The sequence below is a fragment of the Flavobacterium sp. ASW18X genome (assembly GCF_005144745.1).
Taxonomy (GTDB): Bacteria; Bacteroidota; Bacteroidia; order Flavobacteriales; family Flavobacteriaceae; genus Croceivirga.
Window position 1 is genome coordinate 1 of the sequence record NZ_SWKK01000028.1, and the last position, 26,751, is coordinate 26,751.

Consider the following 26,751-nt stretch of genomic DNA (forward strand, 5'->3'; position numbering starts at 1 on the left):
TTTCACAACAGTTTGCCGTATATCAATGAACATCTGTTTAGCTCATCATAAAAATATAGAACTGACCGAGCGTAGCGACCGATGCATTCCTTTAAAAATAAATAACAAGCCATGCATAAAGCAATTACTCACAAGTTAGTAGTTTTTGCCTAGGGAGTTCGTGAAGCTGTAAGCAGCTTTCACAACAGTTTTAAATTATCAATGAACAATCTGTTTAGCTCACTATAAAAATATAGAACTGACCGAGCGTAGCGACCGATGCATTCCAGTAAAATAAAATAACTAGTTATGCATAAAGCAATTACTCACAAGTTAGTAGTTTTTGCCTAGGGAGTTCGTGAAGCTGCAAGCAGCTTTCACAACAGTTTTAAATTATCAATGAACATCTGTTTAGCTCACCATAAAAATATAGAACTGACCGAGCGTAGCGACCGATGCATTCCTGTAAAATAAAATAACAAGCCATGCATAAAGCAATTACTCACAAGTTAGTAGTTTTTGCCAAGGGAGTTCGTGAAGCTGCAAGCAGCTTTCACAACAGTTTTAAATTATCAATGAACATCTGTTTTAGCCCACCATAAAAATATAGAACTGACCGAGCGTAGCGACCGATGCATTCCTGTAAAAAAAAATAACAAGCCATGCATAAAGCAATTACTCACATGTTGGTAGTTTTTGCCAAGGGAGTTCGTGACGCTGCAAGCAGCTTTCACAACAGTTTTAAATTATCAATGAACATCTGTTTTAGCCCACCATAAAAATATAGAACTGAACGAGCGTAGCGACCGATGCATTCCTTTAAAAATAAATAACAAGCCATGCATAAAGCAATTACTCACATGTTGGTAGTTTTGCCTAGGGAGTTCGTGAAGCTGCAAGCAGCTTTCACAACAGTTTTAAATTATCAATGAACATTTGGTTTGCTATCCATAAAAATATAGAACTGACCGAGCGTAGCGACCGATGCATTCCTGTAAAATAAAATAACTAGTTATGCATAAGGAAATTACCCTTTTTTAACGTTAATGATTACCTCAATTTAAAATAAAAAAGCCTTCCAAAATTGGAAGGCTTTTTAATTTCTTTTAGAAAGCGTATTAAGAAAGCTTAGCAAATAATTTTTGCATTTTTTCTTGCTCTTCATCTGCTAAAACAGGGTCTACTAAAATACGACCACTATGTTCATCTGTAATAATCTTTTTTCTAGAAGCTATCTCTACCTGCACCTGTGGTGGTATGGTAAAGAAAGAACCACCAGAAGCACCTCTTTCTACGGGTACAACAGCTAAACCGTTCTTAACATTGGTACGGATTCTTTTGTAAGCTTGTACCAATCTGTCTTCAATCTTAGATTCGTACTCCTCAGATTTTTTAAGAAGTGCAGCTTCTTCTTTTTCTGTCTCGGCCAAAATGGCATCTAACTCTCCTTTTTTGTGCTTAAGGTGTGCTTCGCGCTCAGAAAGATTTTCTTTAGTCTTAGAAATTACTTCTTTCTTTTGCTCTATTTGAGCCTTAAATTCCTTAATATTCTTTTCAGCTAACTGAATCTCTAATTCTTGGAATTCTACTTCTTTACTTAAAGAGTTAAACTCTCTACTGTTTCTTACGTTTTTTTGTTGCTCAGCGTATTTTTTGATTAAAGCTTTTGCTTCTTCTATCAAATTTTTCTTGGCAGTAATTTCGTAGTTTACCGTTTCTACATCAGACTTTAACTTGTCTATTCTAGTTTTAAGTCCCAACACCTCGTCTTCTAAATCCTCTACTTCTAAAGGAAGTTCGCCACGAACATTTCTTATTTCATCAACCCTAGAATCTATAAGTTGTAGGTCATATAATGCCCTTAATTTTTCTTCTACGGTTGTTTCAGTTTTTGTTGCCATATATTTTAATAATACTTGATGGGATTAGTAATACTCTCCGATAAAGTGACCGCAAAATTAGGAATTTTTTTGTTAAGAAATTCTACTAAAAGTTTTTTTGTAAACTGCTCTGTTTCAAAGTGTCCTATATCTGCCAGTACTAGTTGCCCTTCGGCCTCATAAAATTGGTGGTATTTTAGGTCGGCCGTAATATAAATATCTGCCTCACAAGCTTTTGCTGCTCCAATGGCAAAAGCGCCACTCCCACCGAGAACGGCTACTTTTTTTATTGGTTTTCCTAAAAAAGCACTATGCCTTACCAGGGCGGCATTCATTTTTTTCTTTAAAAGGTCTAAAAATTCGGTTTCCGAGATGGGTTTTGGAAGTTCACCCACCATACCCATACCTAAATGCTGATGACTATTATCTAATGTGGTTACCTCGTAAGCAATTTCTTCATAAGGATGACTTTGAACTAAGGCGTTTAGAACTTTAGGTTCTAGAATTGCATCAAAAGTTAGGTTTACTTGTAGTTCTTCTTCTACATGCAAAGTACCTATTGTACCTAGTGTTGGGTTGGCACCTTCAGTGGCTAAAAAGCTGCCTTGACCTTCTGTTTTAAAACTACAATGACTATAATTGCCAAGTGCTCCAGCTCCCGCAGCAAATAAAGCATCTGTAACTTGTTGGGCATTACTTTTTGGAACATAGGTTACTAATTTTTTAATTGCCCTTTTCTTAGGAATTAAAATCTTCGGTTTTTCTACACCCAAGACCTCACATATTTTTGCATTTACACCTATGGGGCTATTGTCTAAGGCGGTGTGCATACTATAGATGGCGATAGAATGTTCCAAAGCCTTCATAACCACACGTTCTACATAGGTTTTGCCAGTAATCTTTTTTAGACCGCTAAAAATAATGGGGTGAAAGCTTACGATTAGATTGCAATTTTTAGCGATAGCTTCGTCTACCACATTTTCTAAAGTGTCTAAGGTCACCAAAATGCCATTGACCTCTTGTGTAGGATTGCCAACCAGTAAGCCTACATTATCAAAATCTTCTGCATGCCCTAATGGAGCTAGTTGTTCTAAAATATGCGAAACTTCCTTAACCGTCATCATGTACTTTTTAAGAGGACTAAGATAAAATATTATAAATTCGCCCTCGTGGGTTTACTTCGTAAAATAGCATTTCCGTTCTCTTTGGTATACGCGCTTGTGGTACACATTCGTAATGGGATGTATGACATAGGTTGGCTTGCCTCTAAACGCTATACTACACCCATAATTTGTATAGGCAACTTAAGTGTTGGTGGCACGGGAAAAACCCCAATGACAGAATTCCTAATTAAAAATTTACGAGAACATTACCATTTGGCTGTTTTAAGTAGAGGTTATAAAAGAGCTAGCTCGGGTTATGTTTTGGCAGATGAGCGTAGTACCGTTTCTACTTTGGGCGATGAACCTTACCAAATGTACCAGAAATTTAAGCCGATGCTATTGGCTGTGGATGCGGATAGGCGAAATGGTATTGATAGATTGCTAAAAAAGGACAACCCTGATGTTATTTTGTTAGATGATGCCTACCAACACCGGAAAGTGCATCCGAAGGTAAGATTATTACTAACGGCTTACGGAGATTTATACATAGATGATTGGTACCTGCCTACCGGAAATCTTAGAGACGCCAAATACGTAGCTAAAAATGCAGCCAAAATTATTGTAACAAAATGCCCTGAAAACCTTTCTGTTGCTGAAAAAAAAGCGATTGAGCTTAAATTAAAACCAACTGCTAAGCAGCAAGTCCTTTTTAGTTTTTTACAGTACAGTGACCTTATTAAGAGTGAAACTACAGAAAAACCATTGAACCATTTAAAACAACAGCCTTTTACCTTGGTCACAGGGATAGCAAACCCGCGACCATTGATAACTTATTTGAAGGAATTAGGGTTGAAGTTTGACCATATGGCTTTTAATGATCATCATAATTTTACGACCAAAGAAATTGCGGTATTGCAAACCAAAGGCACTATTTTGACTACAGAAAAGGATTATGTACGTTTAAAAAACAAAATCGCAGACTTATGGTACTTGCCTGTAGCGCATCAATTTATGGATGGTGGGGATGCGCAATTGCTTGCCTTTTTAAAAAGGGAGATTTAACTAGACTTATACTTTACTACCAAAAACGTTTTCTCCAATTTTTTGGTAAAATACCTCTGGTTTAAAGGGCTTTGTTACTACCGCATTACAACCTGCTTCATAAAACTCTTCTAGGCTATCTTCCATAGAAATTGCGGTCAGCGCAATTATAGGAATACTACTATTGAATTTTCGTATTTGCTTGGTAGCTTCGGTTCCGCTTATTCCAGGCATGTGTATATCCATTAAAATGCAGGCATACTCATTATTCTCTGCATGATCAATAGCTTCTACACCGTTATTAGCAATATCGCAAGTAATCCCTTTTTTAAGCAACATTTTTTTAGTGATAACTTGGTTTATTTTGTTGTCTTCTACCACTAGCACGTGTAAGCCATCAAACTCAAATTCTTCCACGGCAACTTCAAATGCAGGTTCTTCTTGTACCGTTTCTGGTATCTTAAAATCGAGTACAAAAGAGAACGTACTGCCTTCGCCTAACTTACTTTTTAACTGAATATCACTATTAAATAATCCTAGCAAACTCCTAACAATGGTTAGGCCTAAACCTGTGCCGCCATATTCTCTGTTAATTTGTATGGAGCCTTGCTCAAAACTATCAAAGATGTTTTTCTGTTGTTCTTCAGAAATACCAATTCCGTTATCGCTTACTTCAAAGTATATTTTTATGGTGTCTGGAGACCTCTGTTGTATCCTAGCCATTACATCTATTTTACCGTTTTTAGTAAACTTTAAAGCATTGCCTATCAAATTCATAAATACTTGAGATAGCTTTAAAGGGTCTCCTAATAATGTGGTTGGTATTTTACTATCGTAAAGCACGTTAATTTGTGTTCCAGAATCTTTTGCATTCTGCTGTAAGGGATCTATGACATCATTAATTACCTTTCTTAGTTTAAAATCAATATGTAAGGGCTCTAACTTATCAGCATCAATTTTATTAATCTGTAGAATATCATTAATAAAGTTTAACAAGTAATCCCCAGAAAATTTAAGGGACTGTAAGTGTTCTTTTTGGTGTTCTTGCGGATTTTCTTCTAAGAGTAGGTGGGTGAGTCCTGTTACCGCATACAAGGGAGTCCGTAGCTCATGGGTTACTGTAGATAAGAAATTAGTTTTAGCCTCCATAGCCGATACTGCCGCATCTCTGGCCTGTTCTAATTCGTCATTCTTAGTTTGTAGTAAATCGTTGGTTTTTAATTTAATTTGATTGTTTCTATACAGCGAAACTGCCAAAATAGAGATAATGGTTAAAAATGCAGAAGTTAAGATAGCTGTTATTTCTGAACGGTTGGCAGAAGCACTCAACTCCTCATTTTTCTCTTGTAAATCAGAAACCGATTTCGCCAGTTGGTCAAACTTAATTTTGTTTGCCTTGTTGGCTTCTGTTTCTAGTTTTTTTAAGGTGTAAACAGAATCTTTTAAAGCCAATTGTCTTTGAGTAAATAATAGAGCTTTATTGGGTTCGTTTTGGATGGTGTATAGCGTTGTGAGTAGTTTGCTTGCATTTATAATCTCTCCAAAAAATTGATTTTTTTCTGCCAGCTCCATTCCAGATTCTGCATGTCTAATAGCCGCTTCAATGTCTTCTGTTTCTTTAAGAATTTTGCCAAGACCAATATTGGCTAAAGTAGCTAAGTAGGCTTGTTCGTAATTGTCAGAGTTAACAATTAACGCATTGTAATTTTTAGTAGCTTCTTCTAACTTTCCTAAACCAACATACGTATTAGCCTCTGCCAGTAAAATATTATTTAAAAGATTTTTGTCATTACTCAATCTTTTGGCTTCGTCTAAGGAGCGTAGCGATTGAAAAAAGTTTCCTTTTCTATATTCAATTATGGCATTAATTAATTTATGTACAGCCTCCCCGTATGGATACTCAATCTCTTTAAGTAGTGCTCCAGCGCGGTCCCAATAAAACAGGCTAGTTTCTGTGTCATTAAACTCTAAATAAAGAAGAGCAAGCTTATGAAAAGTATCTAATAATTGCTGCTGACTTTCTTGAGCTTCTGCTAGGTCTACCGCTTTTTGCAGTGTTTCCAAAGCTTCTTCTAAACGGTCTTGGTGGGTGTAATCTAAGGCTTGCTGGTAAAGATGTGGTAAAGACGTAGATTGGTTTACCGTGGTTGCATTATTTGCAATTACCGTATTAAAACAGAAAAATAAAAGACAAAAGGCTTTTGTAATACTTTGGTCTAGGGCTGTTCTCAATGTTTAATATATCCTTTACTATTCAGTAAGTTAATTAGGTCAATTATTCTGGAACTGTATCCAGTTTCATTATCATACCATCCAATAATCTTAACCATTTTACCTATTACTGAAGTCATTTGAGAATCAAACGTACAAGAATAGGAAGTATTGTTTATATCGATGGAAACAATGGGTTCATCGGTATAGAAAATTACATTTTTTAATTCGTTCTCAGAAACATTTTTAAAACGTTCGTTAATTTCTGCTATTGAAACCGATTTTTTAACATTAAATGTAATATCAGTTAACGAACCATTGGGTACAGGTACGCGAATACCACAACCCCCAATAACATCTGCCAAATCTGGAAATATTTTTGTCAAGGCTTTTGCGGCCCCAGTTGTAGTAGGTATAATAGATTGTGCTGCTGCCCTGCTTCGTCTTAAATCCCTATGCGGTTTATCGTGCAAGTTTTGGTCAGAGGTGTACGAATGTACTGTAGTAATGTATGCTTGTTCTATACCGCATAGCTCATTTATCACCTTAATCATTGGAGCAGCGTTATTTGTGGTACAAGAAGCATTACTTATTATGTTATCTTCTGCGGTAAGACAGTCGTGATTAACACCTAGAACCACCATTTTTAGCTGGTCATCTTGGGGGGGTACAGATAGTATAACTTTTTTAGCGCCATTTACCAAGTGATATTCTAGGGTTTCTCTTGTCTTAAATTTTCCAGTAGCTTCTACCACAACATCTACTTGGTGCGCTGCCCAATTGATGTGAGACGGGTGGGACTCATTTAAAACAGGAATCTTATTGCCTTTGTAGGAAAGATGGTTATCCGTAGCTGTAATGTCTTGATTAAAAACCCCATGAATGCTATCGTATTTTAACAAATGCCCAAGAGTAATGGCATCTGATAAATCGTTAATAGCGACAACTTGGAGATGCGGATGCTGATTTAATAGTCTAAATAATGTACGACCTATACGACCGAATCCGTTGATTCCAATTCTTATTTTTTTCATGCTGTAGAATTGGCGGCTAGTCTATATGCTTATGCGCTTTGTAAGAAGAGCGTACCAAAGCTCCACTTTCTACATGTCTAAAGCCCATTTTTAGACCTGCCTCTTCATATTTCTTAAATTGTTCTGGTAATATAAATTCCTTAACAGGTAGGTGTTTTTTAGATGGCTGTAAGTATTGACCAATGGTAACTACGTCTACATTTGCTTTTCTAAGGTCTTCCATTGTTTCTAAAACCTCTTCTTCTAATTCTCCAAGGCCTAACATAATTCCGGACTTGGTACGGTTAGCGCCATTATCCTTTAAATATTTTAGAACCTCTAAACTTCTTTCGTATTTAGCTTGTATGCGTACCTCTCTGGTTAATCGTTTTACCGTTTCCATATTATGGCTAATTACTTCTGGTGCCACACTCAAAATTCGGTCCAAATGTGTCGTTATCCCTTGAAAATCTGGTATCAAGGTTTCCATGGTAGTATTTGGATTCATACGGCGCACAGCGTTCACCGTTTCTGCCCAAATTATGGAACCCATGTCTTTTAAATCATCACGGTCTACGGAAGTAAGCACTGCGTGTTTAATGTTCATAATTTTTATAGAACGGGCAACCTTTTCTGGTTCTTCCCAATCAACGCTTTCTGGTCTCCCTGTTTTTACACCACAAAAACCACAGGAGCGTGTACAAACATTGCCTAAAATCATGAAGGTGGCCGTACCTTCTCCCCAACATTCGCCCATATTTGGACAGCTACCAGAGGTACATATGGTATGCAAGTCATACTTATCTACCAAACCTCTTAGCTGTGTGTATTTTTTACCTGTTGGTAATTTAACACGTAACCATTTTGGTTTTCCTTTTTTAGGTGGAATTACATGTGTTTCTGTTGTAGTTGCCATAACAGTAATTTAGCTTACAAATATACGAAATGGTTCCAAGAGAAAGGGAGCATTATCCTTCTTTACTATTGGTGATAATTTCTGCTAAAAGTTTTTTGGCGCGCAATAGCTTAACCTTAACACGATTTACAGGTTCGTTAAGCTCTTTAGCAATCTCTGCGTAGCTCATTTCATTAAAAAAACGTAAATGAATAACTTTTTGATAATGTGGTTTTAGCTTTTTAATGTCTGCTAAGAGCGATACTAAATTTTGTTCAGTGATTAAGGCATCTTCTGCGGTGGGACTATCGTCTAATACCGAATTCACTTCGTCCCCTTTACCGTCACTTTCATCCAAAACATTACGCTTTCTCTTGCGGATTAGGTCTACATGAATGTTTTTAGATATGGCGATAAGCCAAGTGCCAAATTCATAAGACTCATCAAACTGGGCTATTTTATCAAATGCTTTAGAAAAGGTTTGCACGGTAATGTCTTCCGCGTCATTTTCATTTTTAGTACGCTGCAATTGAAACCCATACACTTGATTCCAAAAATGGTCTAAGAGCTGACTAAAGGCAAGTTGTTGGCCTGCTTTTGCTTGTTGTATAGTCTCTAAAAGGTTAAATGCTGTAGCGCTCAAATAAAAGTAAAGAAAGGATTAGGAAGCTTGTGCTACGCTGTCTTTTTTACAGTCTTGTTCATCTGGTAGCTTACCGCAAAAGCCACAGGCCTCCCCATCTTTGTTTAAAAATGGATTTTGACTTGCACAAGTGCCTGCAAATTTACCGTCTTTCTTTCCCCAAATTTTAATAGCAATTCCTGCAAATGCAAGTGCCATTAAACCAATTGTAAGTAGAACTAACTTCATAACTAATTAATCTATTACAAAGGTACTAAACCCTAATTAAAAACAATAATGGCTTAAGACTACTTTAGGTTATTAGTAGTTTATGTTTGCAACAATATTTTCTACTGTTGGAGCTGCATTGCCACCTCTTGGTTCAATAGTGATATAGCCAACCGCTTGGTCTGCATAGGGTAGCGCTAATAGCTGTTCCTTATCATCGAACTGTTTTATCACACCTAGATTCACCATTTTACCGTTCACTTCTGCCCACATTTGAAAACACTGGTCTTCTGGCAACTGAGGCAAATGGCTTACATTGATGTAGGATAATTTTTTAACAGGATTTATATATGCCAACGCCTTTAATTCTTTTGCTTTTTTATTGCCTCTAACATCTAAACGCTTGGTGTTGGGGTTGTTTAGGACGATGTATTGATTTCTTAAGTCTTCTAATTGAACACGCATGTCCATTTCCAAATCCTTAATTTTATTATTTACGATGGTATTTTTTTCTATCAAATCTTGGTTCTGATTGTAAAAGAAGAAGGTGGCACCCCCAAAAATCATAGCAATTAAACTAGCTGCAATGGCCATCTTATAGAATTTAAAGTTACCCTTGCCTTGTTTTTTAACTTTATGTAATATACTTTCTTTTAAACCTTCTGGTGCTTTAATTGCATGCAACTTTACGTAGGCTTCTAGGTTGTCTTGCAACTCATCATAGGCCTTGCGAACTTCTGGGTACATGGCTATGTATCTTTCTACTTGAGTAGTTTCCAAAGTAGTAGTTTCTCCTAAAAGATATTTTTCTAATAGGTCGCTTTCTAAAAAGTGGTGTATTTTTTCTTTCATGACATTATATTTAAAAGGAGCATTATAGCCAAGTTGCCATAAATTTTGCGCATTTCTCGTAAGCCTATTTTGAGTCTGGATTTTATAGTGCCCAGCGGGATATCTAACTCATCACTCGCTTCTTGCTGGGTCATCCCCTCAAAAAATAAAGCCTCTAGAACAACGCGATATTTTTCTTCAATCTGGTCTAAATGTTGTTTTACATCTAAAAACTCTGGTCTAATGCTCTGTTCGCCTAAATTATATACGTCAGAAACGTCTATTTGGATTTCTTTATCTGCTTTTGTGTTTACACTTCTTAATTTATCTATAGCAGTGTTACGGGTAATTCTAAATAACCAAGTAAATAATTTAGCTTTAGTTGGGTCGTAAGAATCAGATTTTTTCCAAATCTTTATAAAACTTTCTTGTACCACGTCTTGTGCAAGGTCTTCATCCTTAACAACCTTAAAGGCTACACCGTATAAGGTGTCTCCGTAATTGTCATATAAGAGCGAAATAGCTTTTTCATCTCGTTCTTGCAGCAGTTCAATGATATGCTTCTCAAGTAATGTGCTCATAGGTTGGAAAAAAAATCAGAAAAAAAATCACTTTCCGAAATCCAAAGTAGATTTTCCTCCGTATATCCAATAGCGCTAAAGTAAAAAATACATTGTACAGTAACGCATTTAAGATGTTAGTTACGTTTAGATATTAAATTTTTGGTTAGTTTGGTTTGGTATAACCCCAGTGACGTTCTTTGTTGCTGGGGTTATTTTATAATATTTACTTCTGCATCTATCTCAATGCCAAACTTTTCTTTTATTGTTTTTTGTATGCGTTGTGCAAGGTGTACTATTTCCATACCTGTAGCATTTCCGTAATTTACCAAAACTAAAGCTTGTTTGGCATGGACCCCAGCATCTCCAAAACGCTTGCCTTTAAAACCAGCTTGCTCAATTAGCCAGCCAGCAGGTATTTTATATTGTTGTTCTCCAACCTCATAGAAGGGGGCATCTGGAAATTTTTTTATAAAGGCATTAAATTTTTTATGTGATACTATGGGGTTCTTAAAGAAACTACCACTATTGCCAATTTCTTTAGGGTCTGGTAATTTACTTTGCCTAATACGAATCACAGCTTCCGAAATGGCTTGTATTGTTGGGGTAACGACTCCCATGGCATCCAATTCTGATTCTATAGCGCCGTAATGGGTAAAAAGTTGATGTTGCCCTTTAGTGAGCTTTAATTTAACTGCTGTAATGATGTAAGATTCCTTTGCTTTGTTTTTAAAGATAGAATCACGGTAACCAAATTGGCATTCCTCCTTGGTAAACTCTTCTAATTCTTGGTTGTCAATACGCATAGCCTCGCAACTCACAAAAACATCTTTTAATTCTACCCCGTAGGCACCAATATTTTGGATTGGAGCTGTACCAGCGTTTCCGGGTATTAAAGACATATTCTCTAAGCCACCGTAGTCCTGTGCTAAAGTCCATTGAACTAACTCATGCCAGTTTTCTCCCGCCATTACCTTTATAATAACTTCACTTTCCGTTTCTTCTACTACCGTTATACCTTTAAGATTTATATGTAGTACTAGGGCATCTATATCCTTAGTTAAAAGCATATTGCTACCGCCGCTTATGATAAATTTATCTGGGTAAGCAGAAAGTTGAAGTGCCTTTTGTAGTTGCAAAAGACTGTTTATCTCTAAGAAAAAACGAGCCTTTACTGCTATACCAAAGGTATTGTAGGGTTTTAATGCTATATTTTCTAAGATATTCACTTAGCGTTGTATTGGTTTAAACCTTCTCGCAAGATACTAACCGCTTTTAATAATTCTGACTTATCTAGTACATAAGCAATTCTTATTTGGTTTTTACCCGTATTGGCAGAAGCATAAAAACCTGCTGCAGGTGCCACCATAACTGTAGCCCCATCCAATTGAAAATGTTCTAATAGCCATTGTGCAAAATCATCAGAATCTGTTACTGGCAATTCTGCAATACAATAAAATGCCCCACTAGGGTTTGCAACTTTTACACCAGGAATTTTTTGTAATTCGCTAACTAACAAATCGCGTCTAGAAACGTATTCTGTAATTACTTCTGTAAAGTAGGTTTTTGGAGTTTCTAATGCTGCTTCACTGGCAATCTGTGCAAGGGTAGGTGGTGATAATCTAGCTTGGGCAAATTTTAAAATAGCAGCCATAACTGAGTTGTTTTTGGAAACAACACAACCAATTCTAGCGCCACACATACTGTATCTTTTAGAAACAGAATCTACCATAATTGCATGTTGTTCTAGACCTGGGATGCTTAATATGGAATGGTGTTTTTTGCCATCGTACGCAAATTCACGGTATACCTCATCTGCTACCAAAAACAAATCGTGTTTTAGGGCTAGTGCAGCAAGTTGCTCAATTTCTTCTTTGGTATATAAGTAACCCGTAGGATTGCCAGGATTACAAATTAATATAGCCTTAGTTTTAGGGCCAATTAATTTTTCAAACTCAGCAATAGGAGGTAGCGCAAAATTATTATCTATAGCAGATAAAATGGGAACCACGGTAACACCGTTGGTTGTAGCAAAACCATTGTAATTCGCATAAAATGGCTCTGGAATTATTAACTCGTCTTCTGGATCCATAATTGCACCCATGGTAAAAGATAGAGCTTCTGAACCACCAGTGGTAACAATAATATCTTGGGCAGTTACCGTAACATCATGTTGCGCGTAGTATTCTGCAATTTTTTCTCGGTATACCTCAGAACCTTCGGTACGACTATAGGCCAAAACATCCAGATTCATATTTTTTATAGCGTTTAAAGCAACATCTGGAGTTTTAATATCTGGTTGGCCAATGTTTAGGTGAATTACTTCTGTACCTTTTTTCTTGGCGTTTTCTGCATACGGTACCAATTTACGTATGGGAGAGGAAGGCATTTGGGTTCCTTTAATAGAAATTTTTGGCATGCTCTAATTTTTGTGCAAAAATGGCGAAATGGATACGATATCACAACTAAATAATTTAGAATGAAACACCTGCTTAATTGTTAAATTAATGTCAATAACAGCTTTTTTTTAGTAACTTATTAGGGTGTAACCGTTTAAATGGTAATGTTTTGAGGAATTTTTATGTACTCGGTTTGTTGCTCTTGTGTACAACTACCCATACGTTGGGGCAAACATATCGCTTTGCGAAAAAGAAAAAATTTGAGCGGATAAAGTTTGAGCAAGTCAACAATCTAATATTGGTGCCGGTCACTATTAATGGGGCGCCATTAAAATTTATATTAGATAGCGGGGTAAGTTCACCCATACTTTTTAATTTAAATGATCAAGATTCCATTCAAATTAATAATGTTTCATCCATAACCCTCAGAGGTTTAGGAGAAGGCGAGCCTATAGAAGCGCTGCGTTCTGTACATAATACGGTTAAATTTGGTAAAGCGGTTAATCATGACCAATCCCTCTTTGTGGTAATGGATAAGGATTTAAATCTTTCTCCTAGCTTGGGTACGCCTGTGCACGGTATTATCGGGTATGATATATTTAAAGATTTTGTGGTAGAAGTAAATTATGCCGCTTCTGTCTTAAAACTATACCGTCCTAATACCTATCCGTACTACAAGAAAAAGTATAAAACAATCCCCTTAGCAATAGAGGCTAAAAAAGCTTATGTAAAAGGCAGTGTAGTGCGCAATGATGATAAAGAAATACCTGTAAAATTATTGGTAGATACGGGAAGTAGTGATGCATTATGGCTCTTTAAAGACAGTATAAGAGGGTTAGATGTTCCTAAGAAGAATTTTGAAGAATTTTTGGGTAAAGGTCTTAGTGGTTCAATTTATGGAAAGCGTTCTAAGATTAAAGGTATCCGTATGGGAGATTATTTTTTAAGTGAAACTAAAACAGCCTTTCCGTATAAAACTTCATTTTTAGCACTTAATAATCTTAAAGATAGAAATGGAAGCCTAGGAGGAGAAGTCTTAAAGCGGTTTAATTTGGTTTTTGATTATCACAATGAAAAATTAAGTTTAGTCAAAAACGGAAATTTTAATATGCCCTACCAATACAATTTATCTGGTTTGTCCATACAGCATAACGGGGTAAGGTATATCTCTGAGCGTATTGCAGATGCTAGAGGTATTGTAGATGCCGAGCATAACGACTCTTTTGGTAATGTACAAATTGTCATGGAGAATAGGACTAAGCTTAGTTTAGTGCCAGAGATTGTAGTGTCTGGTATACGTGCAGGGAGCCCAGCAGAAAGAGCGGGTCTGCAAGAAGGAGATGTTATTTTAATGGTGAATAATAAGCGTGTACACCGTTATAAGTTGCAAGAAGTATTACAAATGCTGAATAATAAAAAGGGCAAACGGGTTAAGATGGTGATAGAACGGTACAATAGAGACCAGCATTTTTCTTTTGTTTTAAAAGATGTTTTTGAAAACAAAAAGCCTTGACAATTGTCAAGGCTTTCTAATTACGGTAAGTGTTTTACCTTATTATTTAGCTCCTTCTGCTTTTACGTTGCCTTTGATTTTTAAAACCTTTGTTGGCGTATCTGCGTTAGAAGTTACGGTAATAGCCTTTCTAATTGGCCCTACACGTTTAGTGTCATATTTAACTTGAATTTCTCCCTCTTTCCCTGGTAAAATAGGTGCGTCTGGCTTTTTGGGAATTGTACAACCACAACTAGATCTAACATTGCTGATTACCAAAGGAGCATCTCCTGTGTTAGTGAATTTAAAAACGCGAACACCATCGCTACCTTTTTCAATATCACCATAATCAATCGTTTCCGACTTAAATTCAATTTTCGCTGTTTTGTCCTGGGCTTTTACACTCATGGCCAAAAGACCAACAAACATTAAAAGTAATACTTTCTTCATTTTTTTAGTTTTGGGTAAATTCAAAAGTAGGGGATTTAAACCTACCTCCAAAATTCTTTTGTAATGTAATAACGTTACTTATTTTTGTTTCGTATTCAGCGGATTGGTAAATCTGGAAAGCTATATGTTAAAATTTGTTGTGGCTTTCTTATAGTTGACCAATCCATTTTTGTATAAACAATAATCATACCGAAAATGGAAATTCCATCCAAATATGAGCCCAATAGGGTAGAGGAGCGCTGGTATTCGTACTGGGAATCCCAAGATTTTTTTACATCTACACCAGATGACAGGGAGCCGTACACCATAGTAATACCACCGCCAAATGTTACGGGAGTATTGCATATGGGCCACATGCTAAACAATACCATACAAGATGTATTGATTAGAAAAGCCCGTTTACAAGGTAAAAATGCATGTTGGGTGCCAGGTATGGATCATGCATCTATTGCCACAGAAGCTAAAGTAGTGGCCAAACTTAAAGCAGAAGGCATAGATAAAGCTACGCTATCTAGGGAAGACTTTCTTAAGCACGCTTGGGATTGGACCAATGAATATGGTGGTGTTATCTTAAAACAATTACGCAAACTGGGTTGTTCTTGTGATTGGAAACGTACCAAATTTACCATGGATGATGATATGTCTGCCTCTGTAATCAAAGTATTTGTAGACCTTTATAAAAAAGGACTAATTTACCGTGGCTATAGAATGGTAAATTGGGATCCAGAAGCAAAGACGACCTTGTCTGATGAAGAGGTGATTTACGAAGAGCGTAATGGACTTTTGTATTATTTAGCTTACGAAATTGAGGGGTCAGATGAAAAAGTAACCATCGCAACCACAAGGCCAGAAACAATTTTAGGAGATACGGCTATTTGTATCAATCCAAATGATGAAAGATATACACATCTAAAAGGGAAAAAGGCTATTGTACCAATTTCTGGTAGGGTAATTCCTATAATAGAAGATGCGTATGTAGATATGGAGTTTGGTACCGGTTGTTTAAAGGTTACACCTGCACATGATGAGAACGATAAAAACCTTGGAGACAAGCATAATTTAGAAGTAATAGACATCTTTAATGAGGATGCCAGTCTAAACTCTTTTGGTTTGCATTATGAAGGTAAGGACCGTTTTGTAGTGCGCAAAGAGATTGCTAAAGAGCTAGAAGAAAAAGGTTTTTTGGTAAAAACGGAACAACACGTAAACAAAGTAGGTACGTCTGAACGTACCAAAGCGGTAATAGAACCTCGCCTGTCTGATCAGTGGTTCCTTAAAATGGAAGATCTTTCTAAACCAGCTTTAGAAGCGGTTATGGAGTCTGGCGATGTAAAATTGTTTCCAGATAAGTTTAAAAACACGTATCGCCATTGGATGGAGAATATTCGGGATTGGAATATCTCTAGACAATTGTGGTGGGGACAGCAAATACCAGCCTATTTTTATGGCGATGGTAAAGAAGATTTTGTAGTTGCAGAAACTGCGGAAGAAGCAGTACAACTAGCAAAAGAGGCTTCTGGAAATACTGCGTTAACCCTAGCTGATTTAAAACAGGACCCAGACGTTTTAGATACGTGGTTTTCTTCTTGGTTATGGCCCATTAGTGTTTTTGGTGGCATTTTAGAGCCAGAAAACGAAGAAATTAAATACTATTATCCTACAAACGATTTGGTTACCGGACCAGACATTTTGTTTTTCTGGGTGGCTAGGATGATAGTGGCTGGGTACGAGTTTAGAGATGCAAGACCGTTTGAGAACGTGTATTTAACCGGTTTGGTACGCGATAAACAGCGTAGAAAGATGTCCAAATCTCTAGGTAACTCACCAGATGCCTTAAAGTTGATTGAACAGTTTGGTGCAGATGGTGTTCGTGTGGGGTTGCTGTTGAGTTCTGCCGCGGGTAACGATTTATTGTTTGATGAAGCCTTATGCCAGCAAGGCTCCAACTTCGCCAATAAAATTTGGAATGGCTTTAGATTGATAAAAGGTTGGGAAGTAGCAGATATTCCGCAGCCCGAAGCAGCACGTATAGGTATAGATTGGTACAAAGCACGTTACCAACAGGTACTAGTAGAAATTGAGGACCATTTTAGCAAATACCGTATTTCCGATGCTTTAATGGCTATTTATAAATTGGTTTGGGACGATTATAGTTCTTGGTTACTAGAAATTGTAAAACCAGCTTATCAACAGCCTATAGACCAGAAAACTTTTGATGAGGTCATTGGCATTTTAGAAGATAACTTAAAGTTATTGCATCCTTTTATGCCATTTTTAACAGAGGAAGTATGGCAACATATTGCAGAACGCGATGCCAAAGAAGCACTTTGTGTGGCAGCATGGCCTACCAAAGAGACTTTTGATACCAACATTGTAGAAGAATTTGCGTTTGCTACTGAGGTAATTGCTGGTATTAGAACCATACGTAAGGACAAAAATATCCCTAATAAAGAGGTATTAGAGCTGTCTATTTTAAATCAGTCCGGTACTTCGGAAAGTATGAATGCTATTATCCAGAAGCTGGGCAATATAAAAAGTATTGCTACGGTAGATGCCTCTGTGGAGGGAGCTTTGACGTTCAGGGTTAAGAGTAACGAGTATTTTATTCCAATTGCGGGGGCTATAGATGTAGAAGCAGAGAAAGAGAAAATTCAGCAAGAATTAGAGTATACTAAAGGCTTTTTAAAATCTGTACAGAAAAAATTAAGTAACGAGCGTTTTGTAAATAATGCGCCAGAAAAGGTGGTAGAGATAGAACGTAAAAAGGCTGCGGATGCAGAGGCTAAAATTGAAACTTTAGAAAAGAGTTTGGCTAATTTAGGCTAGAAGCTCATTTTAAACCAAATAATAAAAATCCGTTGGTGTTATAAACTGGCGGATTTTTTTATGCCTTTTTTAGTAGGGTATTTACAATTAGTGCGCTAATTATCATGGTTACGCCTACTAAACTTAGTGTAGTGTATTTAGCACCCAACCAAGTAAAACTAATTAAAATGGTGAAAACGACCTCCATGTATTTTAAAGGGGCAACTACATTTGTTTTGGCTAATTGAAATGCCTGTGTCATATAAATTTGGCCAAAATAACCAAAGACACCTAAGCTTAAAAGCATAGCCCATTGCGCAGTGGTTGGGTTAACCCATACGTTAATGGCTAATATTCCTCCAATAGCTAGTGAAAAAAACATAAAATAGTTTACAATAACCATATAATGGTCTCCCTTGCCAATTTTACGAATAAAAATGTATACAAAACCCGTAAAGAAAGCAGCAGCTAAGGCTAAGGCCAATCCTTTTAAATTGATGTTGGGATCAAACCCTTTTATTACCATAACCCCAGAAAAAGCAATAGCAAATAGCAGTAACTGAATGGCACGCAATTTTTCTTTTAAGAAATATACTGCTATAACAGATGCAAATACAGGCGCTATGTAGCGTATAGATACCGCCGTGCCAGCCTCTAATTCCTTTAAAGACATAAAAAACAAAGTCATGGCCGTTACCCCAAAGAACGCTCTGAAAACCAACAATCTTCTATTGTTGCCCAAAAAGTTAATTCCGTTTTTCAATAAAAAAATGGAGGCAAGAACAACGGTGCCCAAAGCCCTGAAAAATACTATCTGAAAGGTAGGGATAGTTTCTAGATATTTAATCATTAGGTTCATCCCGGTAAAGGACAGCGTGCTCAAGAGCATAAAAAGTACGGCTTTCTTCAAAAGAGTATTGGCTTTAGCAAAAAAAGCGATAAAGGTAAGAAGCAAATTTAGATTAATAGCTTATTTACTGCTAGTTATGTCATGCAAAAAACAAATAGAACAATTCTATGCTAACTAGTTAGTGTGTTAACCTTTATCTTCTTCTACCACCAGTGTATTGCATGGCTTCTCCTTTGCCAAAACCATAACTAAAGCCAAAGGCAATAAAACGCCCTCTTTGGCTGTAATTGTATACCTCATAATCTGCTTGTGCAATGCTTACTTCATTATTTCTAGAAGCAAAAAGGTCACGTACACTCATGCTTAGTACGGCTCTACCTTTTAATAATTTTTTACGGATTCCTAAATCAACAAACCAGTTATCGGCACGTTCTCCTTGTACGGTTTCAAAACTACTGCGGTAATTTCCTGTAGCTTCAAAATCTATTTCTAGAGGTAATTTAAATTTGGAATTTATTTTACTAGACCATTGGTCTGTAGTAAAATCGAATACATTATCTTCAAAAGTGCCATTTCGGTCTAAATAACTATAATTAAAATCAGCATTAAATGTTAGCCAACTTGTAGGGCTGTACTTGGTATTAAATTCAATACCCGTAGCATTGCTAGTACCCACATTTTCTGGAATGGTAGTATTTACATTATTTTCGAACAGGCTTATACGTTCAATTACATCATTTGTAATTCTATGGAACACGCCAAAATTCATGGCTGTCTTGCCTACAAAAAATATAGAAGTAAGCTCATAAGAATCTGTATATTCTGGTAAAAGGTCCGGATTTCCTTGTCGAATATTAAAATTATTTCTGATGTTGAAAAACGGATTTAAATCCCATAACCTTGGTCTATATATTCTTTTAGAATACCCGGCTTGGATAGAAATTCTATCTGTAAATTTATAAGAGGCATGGGCGCTTGGGAAAAAGTCTGTGTAATTTTGGTCATTAGTCTCTCCAGTATTAGCAAGCAAGGTGTTTAGGGCTGTGTTCTCTACGCGTAACCCTCCTTTTATGCCCCATTTTTCCGCTTCGTAAGCTGTTGTACCGTAGGCGGCTAAAACTTTTTGGTTATACTCAAATATATTGGTCAGTCCAGTATCCGTTACAAATGAGCCATTTTCTAAGTTTTGCACTTCATAATCATTACTTACATCATTCATTACGTACTGTGCTCCCGTCTCCATAGTCAGGGCATCTGTAAAGGGTTTGGTATAGTCTAATTTAAAGGTGTAAACAGATTCTTTAAAGTCCGTTCTTGTTTTTTGTTGGTTATCTCTGTCCTCACCAGAAAGGGTAACATCTGCAAAGTCAGAGGTTTGGTCTTTACCAAAAAAGTTTCCTAAGGCGCTAAATAGTAAATCGTGTTCCTCATTGTCTTCAAAGTCTTTTTTATACTGAAGTTCATATTGAAACTTAGGGTTGCCGGCATCCGTGGTCTCTGTACGCTCCCATTGAGATGATAGGTTATTTTCACCATCAAAAGCACCAAATAAAGTAGTAGAGGGCTGATCTTCTTCTTCATAAGAAACGTTGCCAGATAATGTTATTACACTTGTTTTGTTGATGAAGTAATCTGTACCTAAGATGAGGTTATAGAATGTCTCGTTCCTAAACTCTTCACCTACGGAAGTAACACGGCTACCATCTGTTAAGTCGGTATTTATGCTCTCGGTATCGTTCGGCATTTCCTTATAACCAGCGCCCAATTGAGTAAAAAGATTCCATTTTTCACTACGGCTATTTAAACTGAGTCCTATACTATGGTTGTTGGGTGCGCCAGTATTTACAGATAAAGAACCATTGAGTCCTTTACGTTCTTCTTTTTTAAGGACGATGTTTATTATGCCAGAAGTACCTTCAGCATCATATTTTGCAGATGGGTTGGTAATTACTTCTACACGCTCTATCATATCAGCAGTTAAAGTACCTAAAGCATTGTTTTCATCGCTAGCCATGATACTTGGTTTTCCGTTAACTAACACTTGTACTCCAGAGCTTCCTCTTAGGCTTATGGCGCCTTCTATATCAACATTTACAGAGGGTACATTATTAAGAACATCCAAAGCACTAGCCCCAGTAGTACTCAAATCTTTGCCAACATTAAAAACACGTTTGTCTAACTTAAATTCAGTTTGCGAAACTTCTCCTGCAACAACCACCTCTTGTAGCTGTTGTGCATCTTGTATTAAAGTTATAGTTCCTAAATCTATCGTTGATTGATTGTTATTGGGCTGTGCAATAGTCTTTTTCTTGAAGCCAATAAAACTTACTTCAATAAAATAGTCACTTGCGGTAAAAGTAAACTCAAACGTACCGTCTTCTAAACTCGTAGTACCCGTAATAGCAGATTTGGTATTGGAATTGCCAATCATTATTGTAGCGAAAGCAACGGGATAGTTACTACCTTCTTCAACTACTTTTCCCTTGATGGTGGTGCTTTGTTGAGCCTGTAAGGGATAAAAAATAGAGAAGCTAAAAAATAACAGAAGATATAATTGCCAACGTGTTTTCATGAACAGTTTTTTAGTTTACGATTACAAAATTCCAAAAAGCTCTAAAGAACGTGTAGTTTTTTACTCCAAACGACATGGTTAGACTGTTCACCAACGGTTTTTAGGATAACTTTAAGGACGATTGTTGTTTACAGGCTTAATTCTGTTGTTTGAATGATATTTGTAGCTATACACAATTATGTACCCTTATTTTTAGGGGAATTTATTTAAGTGGAATGATAGTAACAAAAAAAGAAATTCTATTTCAGCTGCTATTACATATAGTGGTGCTAGTGTTCTTTACGTATAGTTGGAGCGACCAAGCTATACGTCCAGATAGGGTATGGTTTTTTTTAATGTATGCAATTGCTACGGTTATAATCAGCTATGTGCTAATGCCAAACTATTTGTACAAGAAAAAATATCTGCACTTTTTTTTAGGTGTTATTGTGTTCTTAGTCATCTTAATAGTTATAGAAGAAAAAATTTTAGAACCTTGGCTTTATCCAGATACTAAAAGAGCTAATACCTTTCCTGGAGTATTCTTATCCTTATTTGGTGTTTTACCAATCATGGCCATATTAGCCAGTGGTAAATTTGCATGGGATGCTTTACAGAAAGAAGAAAGAATAAACGAATTGCAAAGTGCAGTGCAAGAAAGTGAATTGCAGTTTTTGCGCTCCCAAATAAATCCTCATTTTTTGTTCAATAATCTTAACAACCTATATTCTTATGCTTTAGAAGGTTCTACAAAAACCCCAGAAATAATCCTAGAAATGAGTGGTGTGCTAAGGTATATGTTGTACGAGTCTAAGGAGCAATACGTACCACTGGGTAAAGAAATTGAGCAATTAGAAAATTTTATTAAACTGTATAAATTACAAATTGAAGAACGGGGAGCGGTGCACTTTAAGGTCACAGACATGACGTACAATTTTAAAATTGCTCCCTTAATTTTGGTTGTTTTTATAGAAAATGCATTTAAGCACAGCCAGGCAGGGCAGTCTAAGGATATTAAAATTGAAATTGATGTCTGGATGAAGGCCAATAAATTGCACTTTAGAGTGAAGAATAATTTTGAAAAAGCTACAGCAGAGGATACCGTAGCCAAAGGTATTGGTTTGGTGAACGTTAAAAAGCGCCTTCAATTATTATATCCGGATAAGCACGATTTAAAAATAGAAGAACATCAATCAGAATATTTTGTTGAAGTTATAATGGAATTACAACAATTATAATAGTGGTATGAATTGTATTATAGTAGAAGACCAACCACCTGCACAGCGTATTCTTAAAAAATTTATAGAAGAAGAAGGCTCTTTGCATCTAATTAAAACCTTTTCTGATAGTCTTGCAGCTATGGACTTTATGCGGTCTACCGCTGTAGATGTTCTGTTTTTAGATATAAACCTTCCAAAAATGTCTGGTTTAGAGATGCTCAAAAGTTTAACTCAGACACCACATGTAATTTTAACTACAGCGTACTCCGAGTATGCTTTAGAAGGGTATAATTTAAATGTGATAGATTATCTACTAAAACCATTTTCCTTTCAACGTTTTGTTCAAGCTGTGAATAAAGTGCCTAAACGGCAAGAAGTTATTGCGCCTGTAGCTGAAAATTTGAATCGGAATCAAAGCGAAAATTCTTTTTTTGTAAAAACTGGGCACGAATTAGTTAAGGTTAATCCAGAGGATATTAGTTATATCCATACCGATGCAGATTACACAGAGTTGTATGTAAATACAAACAAGCTGCTTTCTCATGAAACTTTGAAATATTGGATGCAACAACTACCGGTAAGTCATTTTATGCAGGTGCATAAATCCTATCTCATCAATCTTAAAAAGATAGAGCGGATAAGCGGTAATCTGGTTTATTTGGGAGAGGGTTATAAAATACCAATAGGCAGAGCCTACAAAGAGGCATTTTTAAAACGAATAATTGGGTAAATTTAAAAGATAAAAGCATTGGGTATGAGAAATAGAATATTAGGATTATTGGTAGCCTTAATTGCAATGCAAATAGCAATGGCGCAACGGGATTTTAGTGATGTAGAAATTACCTCAGAACAATTGTCTGCAAACGTGTACGCCTTATTTGGTGCAGGGGGTAATATTGGGCTGGCAATTGGGGAGACAGAGGCTTTTGTAATAGACGACCAATTTGGGCCGTTGACAGATAAAATTATTGCACATGTTAAAACGATTACCGAAAAACCAATAAAATTTGTTTTAAATACCCATTGGCATGGTGATCATACAGGCGGTAATCTGAATTTAGCAGCTACTGGAGCGGTAATCATTGCTCATAAAAATGTTAGGGTTAGAATGGGAACCAAACAAAATAGAGGTGAAGGAAGAATCACAGAAGCGTCTCCAGAAAAAGCATTACCGGTAATAACGTTTGATAAAGATTTAAACCTGCATTTAGGTAATGGCAGTGTTATGCATGCCATTGCGGTTAACAATGCACACACAGATGGTGATGTGTTTTATTATTTTCCAGAAGAAAACGTTCTCCATATGGGAGATAATTTCTTTAGTGGCAGGTATCCTTATATAGATATCAATTCGGGTGGAGATATAGATGGATTAATTGCTAACGTTACCATGGCGTTAGGTATGGTAGATAGTACTACTAAAATAATACCAGGACACGGTCCAGTTTCTAATAAAGAAGATTTAGAAAGTTATAAGTATGTGCTTCTGACATTACGCAAACGTATTGTAGACGCTAGGAATAGCGGTAAGAGTTTAGAGCAAGTGCAAAAAATGAACCTTTCTAAAGAATGGGATGCTACACATGGCCAAGGATTTATAAATGCAGAAAAGATTGTAATGTTTATCTACAATACAGCCGATTAAGATTGAAATGAAGAAAGAAAAGAAAGACCGCTATTTGCGGTCTTTTTTTATGGTAATAAAATATATTAACTAAACTTAAAACAAAAGTAATAGGTACATTTAAGCCATATGATAAAAGAAAAGTCAATAAAGATTAATAAAAAATTAATTTGGATTTAGTAGGATGAAGCAACAGCGAAGAAACATTTTTTTGTTGATTTTTATCATTTCCATTTTTGGATTGGCTTTTGTACAATACCAATATTTAAGAATAGGACTAAATCTGGCAAAGGTGCAATTTGGTCAGAAGGTAGAGAAAGCAAAAACAGATATACTCGCAGATTTAAGTACAGAAAATCAATTGACTTACTTACTTTCTAGTGCGTTTAAAAAAGATACTACTTTTTTTAAGATGAGTCCTGATAGTATTGTAGATGCTTCACGTTATTTTTTGAATGATTTTCTCAAAGAAAAATTACAGAGCAATGGGGTAGATGCAACTTATAGTTATACGCTATATAGCAAAGACAGTACATTAGTTTTGAAGGCTCCAACAAGTTTACCAGATAAGACCAATCGTACAAATTATCCTATTTATTTGGAGGGTTATCTTACTAAAGAGGCAAATCAAGGTCTAATATTGGAATTAGAATTTCAGAATTTAAATAATTATTATTTAAAACAATTGAGCGGTTTAACGTTGCCTAGCATACTTTTTTTACTCGGAATTTTGAGTACTGTGGTATGGGTTTTACGTACCTATTATTGGCAACGGAAGGTAATAACTACCACGGATACTTTTATTAATAATTTAACACACGAGTTAAAGACCCCGACGTTTTCTATTAAACTAGCATCTAAAATGTTAGAGGAGCATGTAGAAGCTAAGGGAACTCCTTTTCTGGCAATTATTAAACAACAATCCCATCGATTAGCGAACCACATAGATAATGTTTTAGAATTAGCTAGTCTTGAACGTAAAAGGGCTATTTTGCGCTTATCAATTTTTAATTTTAAACCTAATCTAGAGGCTGTTTGTCAGGAATTTGAACAACTTGCTTCTGTTGAGAATGTGAAGTTTAAGTACACCATAGAGGGTGATTCATTTCTTATTAATGGAGAGGCATTTCACCTAGAAAATGTGATTAATAATGTTTTAGATAATGCTAAAAAGTATGCAGAGAGCCCTAGAATTGAGTTAACAGCTAAAAAGGTTAATAATACTTTGCAGATAGCCATAAAGGATAATGGTAGGGGTATTGCTAGAGAAGAAAAACAAAAGGTTTTTCAAAAATATTTTAGAACTACTAATGGAGATTTACATGGGGCCAAAGGATATGGTTTAGGATTATATTATGTGGCAACTATAGTAAAGAAACACAAGGGTAAAATAAAAATGGAAAGTGAGTTAGGAAAAGGAACTAAGATAGTCATCACTTTACCATTGCAATAGTAATATGAGTACAACGTATAATTTATTATTGGTAGAAGATGAGCCCTCTTTAGGGTATTTGCTTAAAGAGTATTTACGCATTAAGGGCTTTTCAGTTACCTTGGCAAAAGATGGACTAGAAGCTTTATCCCTGATAGATAAAAAACATATAGATTTAGCTATTTTAGACGTAATGATGCCTAAAATGGATGGGTTTGAGCTGGCTTCTAAAATAAGGGATGTCTATCCAGAACTTTCCTTTATATTCTTAACTTCTAGGTCTTTAAAGATAGATGTATTAAAAGGATTTTCTCTAGGTGCCGTGGATTACCTAAAAAAGCCAATAGATGAGGAGGAATTAGTAGTCCGTATACAGGCTATTTTACAGCGAATACAACCACAAATTTTAGAAGAAAAACAAAATATTTATATGCTCGGTCAGTTTCAATTTGATGTAAAAAATCAGCAATTAAAAACCGCAACGAAAGAGGTTTTACTGACTACTAGAGAAGCAGAGTTGTTAGAAATTCTTGCCACTAACCAAAACAACTTAACAACCCACAAAGCAATTTTGACAAAACTTTGGGGTGATAATGATTACTTTAATAGAAAAAGCTTAAACGTGTTTATAACTCGTTTACGCACCTACCTCAAAGAAGAAAATGTGCAAATAGAGAATGTACACGGAAAAGGTTTTATTTTAAGAAATGCGTAAATAAAATGGAGTTAAATTATTTATTTGAAAATAATTTACTTTTTTGTTTAAATTTATTTCATGGAAACCTACGCAAAAGCTCTTTTGTATGCCATCCCCTTCTTTGTGGTTTTGGTGTTAATTGAAATAGCCTATGGCTATATTGTAAAAAATCAGAAATATACTTTAATGGATACGGTCAGTAGCCTTAGCTCTGGCTTAACCAATATTATCAAGGATTCATTAGGACTAATTGTGGTTTTGGTTAGTTATCCATTTTTACTTGAACATTTAGCGATTATCCATATTAAAACTACGTGGGTGGTTTGGGTAATTGCTTTTTTAGCTATTGATTTTGCGGGCTACTGGAATCATAGATTGAGCCATGCTGTTAACATATTTTGGAATCAGCATGTAATACACCATAGTAGTGAAGAGTTTAATTTGTCCTGCGCTTTGAGGCAACCTATAGCCAATATATTTGGCTATTATGCACTATTGTTAATCCCTGCTGCAATTATGGGGGTACCTAATGAGGTCATTGCGTTGTTGGCACCATTACATTTATTTGCTCAGTTTTGGTACCATACGCAACACATTGGTAAATTAGGCTGGGTAGAATATATTTTGGTAACACCATCCCAGCATAGAGTGCATCATGCTATAAATCCGGAATACATAGATAAAAATTTGGGACAAATTTTGAGTATTTGGGACCGTATGTTTGGTACTTTTCAAGAGGAATTGGACAATGTTCCTCCAAAATTTGGGGTATTAAAACTGAGCATCCCCCAGTGATTAGGACAGGTTTTGCTCTAAATTAGGTTCTGGTTAATATTCATTAAGCTGCTTTTTGTTGTTCTCTCAAATA

Annotated in this window: 22 protein-coding genes and 1 pseudogene; 9 read left to right on the forward strand and 14 right to left on the reverse strand. The window is 36.0% G+C overall.

Features of this window, described 5'->3' with window-relative positions; genetic code table 11:
• Positions 1-1,097: 1,097 nt before the first annotated feature.
• Positions 1,098-1,880, reverse strand: coding sequence for a zinc ribbon domain-containing protein (locus tag FBT53_RS15330; protein WP_136952074.1), 783 nt, complete (start codon positions 1,878-1,880; stop codon positions 1,098-1,100).
• A gap of 5 nt (positions 1,881-1,885) precedes the next feature.
• Positions 1,886-2,980, reverse strand: a complete 1,095-nt coding sequence (locus tag FBT53_RS15335) for a Nif3-like dinuclear metal center hexameric protein (RefSeq protein WP_136952075.1) — start codon at positions 2,978-2,980, stop codon at positions 1,886-1,888.
• Positions 2,981-3,028: 48 nt separating this feature from the next.
• Here FBT53_RS15335 and lpxK point away from each other — a divergent pair, with 48 nt between their 5' ends.
• Positions 3,029-4,024: a tetraacyldisaccharide 4'-kinase gene (lpxK, locus tag FBT53_RS15340; RefSeq protein WP_136952076.1), complete on the forward strand. Its 996-nt coding sequence runs from the start codon at positions 3,029-3,031 to the stop codon at positions 4,022-4,024.
• 6 nt (positions 4,025-4,030) lie between these two features.
• On the opposite strand, the gene FBT53_RS15345 is transcribed toward lpxK, so the two are convergent.
• The 9 genes from FBT53_RS15345 to FBT53_RS15385 form a co-directional block, all read right to left on the reverse strand.
• The gene (locus FBT53_RS15345) at positions 4,031-6,235 is read right to left on the reverse strand and encodes a response regulator (RefSeq protein WP_240729847.1); all 2,205 of its coding nucleotides are present in this window, start codon (positions 6,233-6,235) and stop codon (positions 4,031-4,033) included.
• The gene (gene gap / locus FBT53_RS15350) at positions 6,232-7,248 is read right to left on the reverse strand and encodes a type I glyceraldehyde-3-phosphate dehydrogenase (protein WP_136952077.1); all 1,017 of its coding nucleotides are present in this window, start codon (positions 7,246-7,248) and stop codon (positions 6,232-6,234) included. The genes FBT53_RS15345 and gap overlap by 4 nt, the downstream gene beginning before the upstream one ends.
• Positions 7,249-7,264: 16 nt before the next feature.
• Positions 7,265-8,143 (reverse strand): lipoyl synthase, encoded by an 879-nt coding sequence (gene lipA, locus FBT53_RS15355; protein ID WP_136952078.1) that lies wholly within the window; start codon positions 8,141-8,143, stop codon positions 7,265-7,267.
• 52 nt (positions 8,144-8,195) lie between these two features.
• The gene (locus tag FBT53_RS15360; protein ID WP_136952079.1) at positions 8,196-8,765 is read right to left on the reverse strand and encodes an RNA polymerase sigma factor; all 570 of its coding nucleotides are present in this window, start codon (positions 8,763-8,765) and stop codon (positions 8,196-8,198) included.
• 18 nt (positions 8,766-8,783) lie between these two features.
• Positions 8,784-8,993, reverse strand: a complete 210-nt coding sequence (locus FBT53_RS15365; protein ID WP_136952080.1) for a membrane or secreted protein — start codon at positions 8,991-8,993, stop codon at positions 8,784-8,786.
• Between the two features lie 72 nt (positions 8,994-9,065).
• Positions 9,066-9,824, reverse strand: coding sequence for an anti-sigma factor (locus tag FBT53_RS15370; protein WP_136952081.1), 759 nt, complete (start codon positions 9,822-9,824; stop codon positions 9,066-9,068).
• On the reverse strand, positions 9,821-10,384 hold the full coding sequence (locus FBT53_RS15375; protein ID WP_136952082.1) for an RNA polymerase sigma factor: 564 nt from the start codon (positions 10,382-10,384) through the stop codon (positions 9,821-9,823). The genes FBT53_RS15370 and FBT53_RS15375 overlap by 4 nt, the downstream gene beginning before the upstream one ends.
• Positions 10,385-10,575: 191 nt before the next feature.
• Positions 10,576-11,592, reverse strand: a complete 1,017-nt coding sequence (gene murB, locus FBT53_RS15380) for a UDP-N-acetylmuramate dehydrogenase (RefSeq protein ID WP_136952083.1) — start codon at positions 11,590-11,592, stop codon at positions 10,576-10,578.
• Positions 11,589-12,782 carry a pyridoxal phosphate-dependent aminotransferase gene (locus FBT53_RS15385; protein WP_136952084.1) on the reverse strand — a complete coding sequence of 398 codons (1,194 nt, stop codon included), beginning with the start codon at positions 12,780-12,782 and terminating at the stop codon, positions 11,589-11,591. The genes murB and FBT53_RS15385 overlap by 4 nt, the downstream gene beginning before the upstream one ends.
• 149 nt (positions 12,783-12,931) lie before the next feature.
• On the opposite strand from FBT53_RS15385, the gene FBT53_RS15390 reads away from it, so the two are divergent.
• Positions 12,932-14,275: a PDZ domain-containing protein gene (locus tag FBT53_RS15390; RefSeq protein ID WP_136952085.1), complete on the forward strand. Its 1,344-nt coding sequence runs from the start codon at positions 12,932-12,934 to the stop codon at positions 14,273-14,275.
• A 42-nt stretch (positions 14,276-14,317) separates the two neighbouring features.
• Here FBT53_RS15390 and FBT53_RS15395 read toward each other — a convergent pair whose 3' ends face one another.
• Complete coding sequence (locus tag FBT53_RS15395; RefSeq protein WP_136952086.1) at positions 14,318-14,704, reverse strand: DUF1573 domain-containing protein; 387 nt, start codon at positions 14,702-14,704, stop codon at positions 14,318-14,320.
• Positions 14,705-14,899: 195 nt separating this feature from the next.
• On the opposite strand from FBT53_RS15395, the gene FBT53_RS15400 reads away from it, so the two are divergent.
• On the forward strand, positions 14,900-17,530 hold the full coding sequence (locus tag FBT53_RS15400; protein ID WP_136952087.1) for a valine--tRNA ligase: 2,631 nt from the start codon (positions 14,900-14,902) through the stop codon (positions 17,528-17,530).
• Positions 17,531-17,588: 58 nt separating this feature from the next.
• On the opposite strand, the gene FBT53_RS15405 is transcribed toward FBT53_RS15400, so the two are convergent.
• Positions 17,589-18,419 (reverse strand): DMT family transporter, encoded by an 831-nt coding sequence (locus FBT53_RS15405; protein ID WP_255578319.1) that lies wholly within the window; start codon positions 18,417-18,419, stop codon positions 17,589-17,591.
• 133 nt (positions 18,420-18,552) lie between these two features.
• Positions 18,553-20,931, reverse strand: coding sequence for an outer membrane beta-barrel family protein (locus FBT53_RS15410; protein WP_136952088.1), 2,379 nt, complete (start codon positions 20,929-20,931; stop codon positions 18,553-18,555).
• Positions 20,932-21,146: 215 nt separating this feature from the next.
• Here FBT53_RS15410 and FBT53_RS15415 point away from each other — a divergent pair, with 215 nt between their 5' ends.
• From FBT53_RS15415 to FBT53_RS15440, 6 genes and pseudogenes are all read left to right on the forward strand, one after another.
• Entirely contained in the window at positions 21,147-22,148 is a 1,002-nt protein-coding gene (locus tag FBT53_RS15415; protein WP_136952089.1) for a sensor histidine kinase, read from the forward strand.
• Between the two features lie 7 nt (positions 22,149-22,155).
• On the forward strand, positions 22,156-22,860 hold the full coding sequence (locus FBT53_RS15420) for a LytTR family DNA-binding domain-containing protein (protein ID WP_136952090.1): 705 nt from the start codon (positions 22,156-22,158) through the stop codon (positions 22,858-22,860).
• Positions 22,861-22,884: 24 nt separating this feature from the next.
• Positions 22,885-23,775, forward strand: coding sequence for an MBL fold metallo-hydrolase (locus FBT53_RS15425; protein WP_169630379.1), 891 nt, complete (start codon positions 22,885-22,887; stop codon positions 23,773-23,775).
• Between the two features lie 163 nt (positions 23,776-23,938).
• Positions 23,939-25,207 (forward strand): sensor histidine kinase KdpD, encoded by a 1,269-nt coding sequence (locus FBT53_RS15430; protein WP_136952091.1) that lies wholly within the window; start codon positions 23,939-23,941, stop codon positions 25,205-25,207.
• Between the two features lie 4 nt (positions 25,208-25,211).
• Complete coding sequence (locus tag FBT53_RS15435) at positions 25,212-25,901, forward strand: response regulator transcription factor (RefSeq protein ID WP_136952092.1); 690 nt, start codon at positions 25,212-25,214, stop codon at positions 25,899-25,901.
• Between the two features lie 60 nt (positions 25,902-25,961).
• Positions 25,962-26,660 (forward strand): annotated as a pseudogene (locus tag FBT53_RS15440) (sterol desaturase family protein); the annotation flags it as partial.
• Positions 26,661-26,751: the final 91 nt, after the last annotated feature.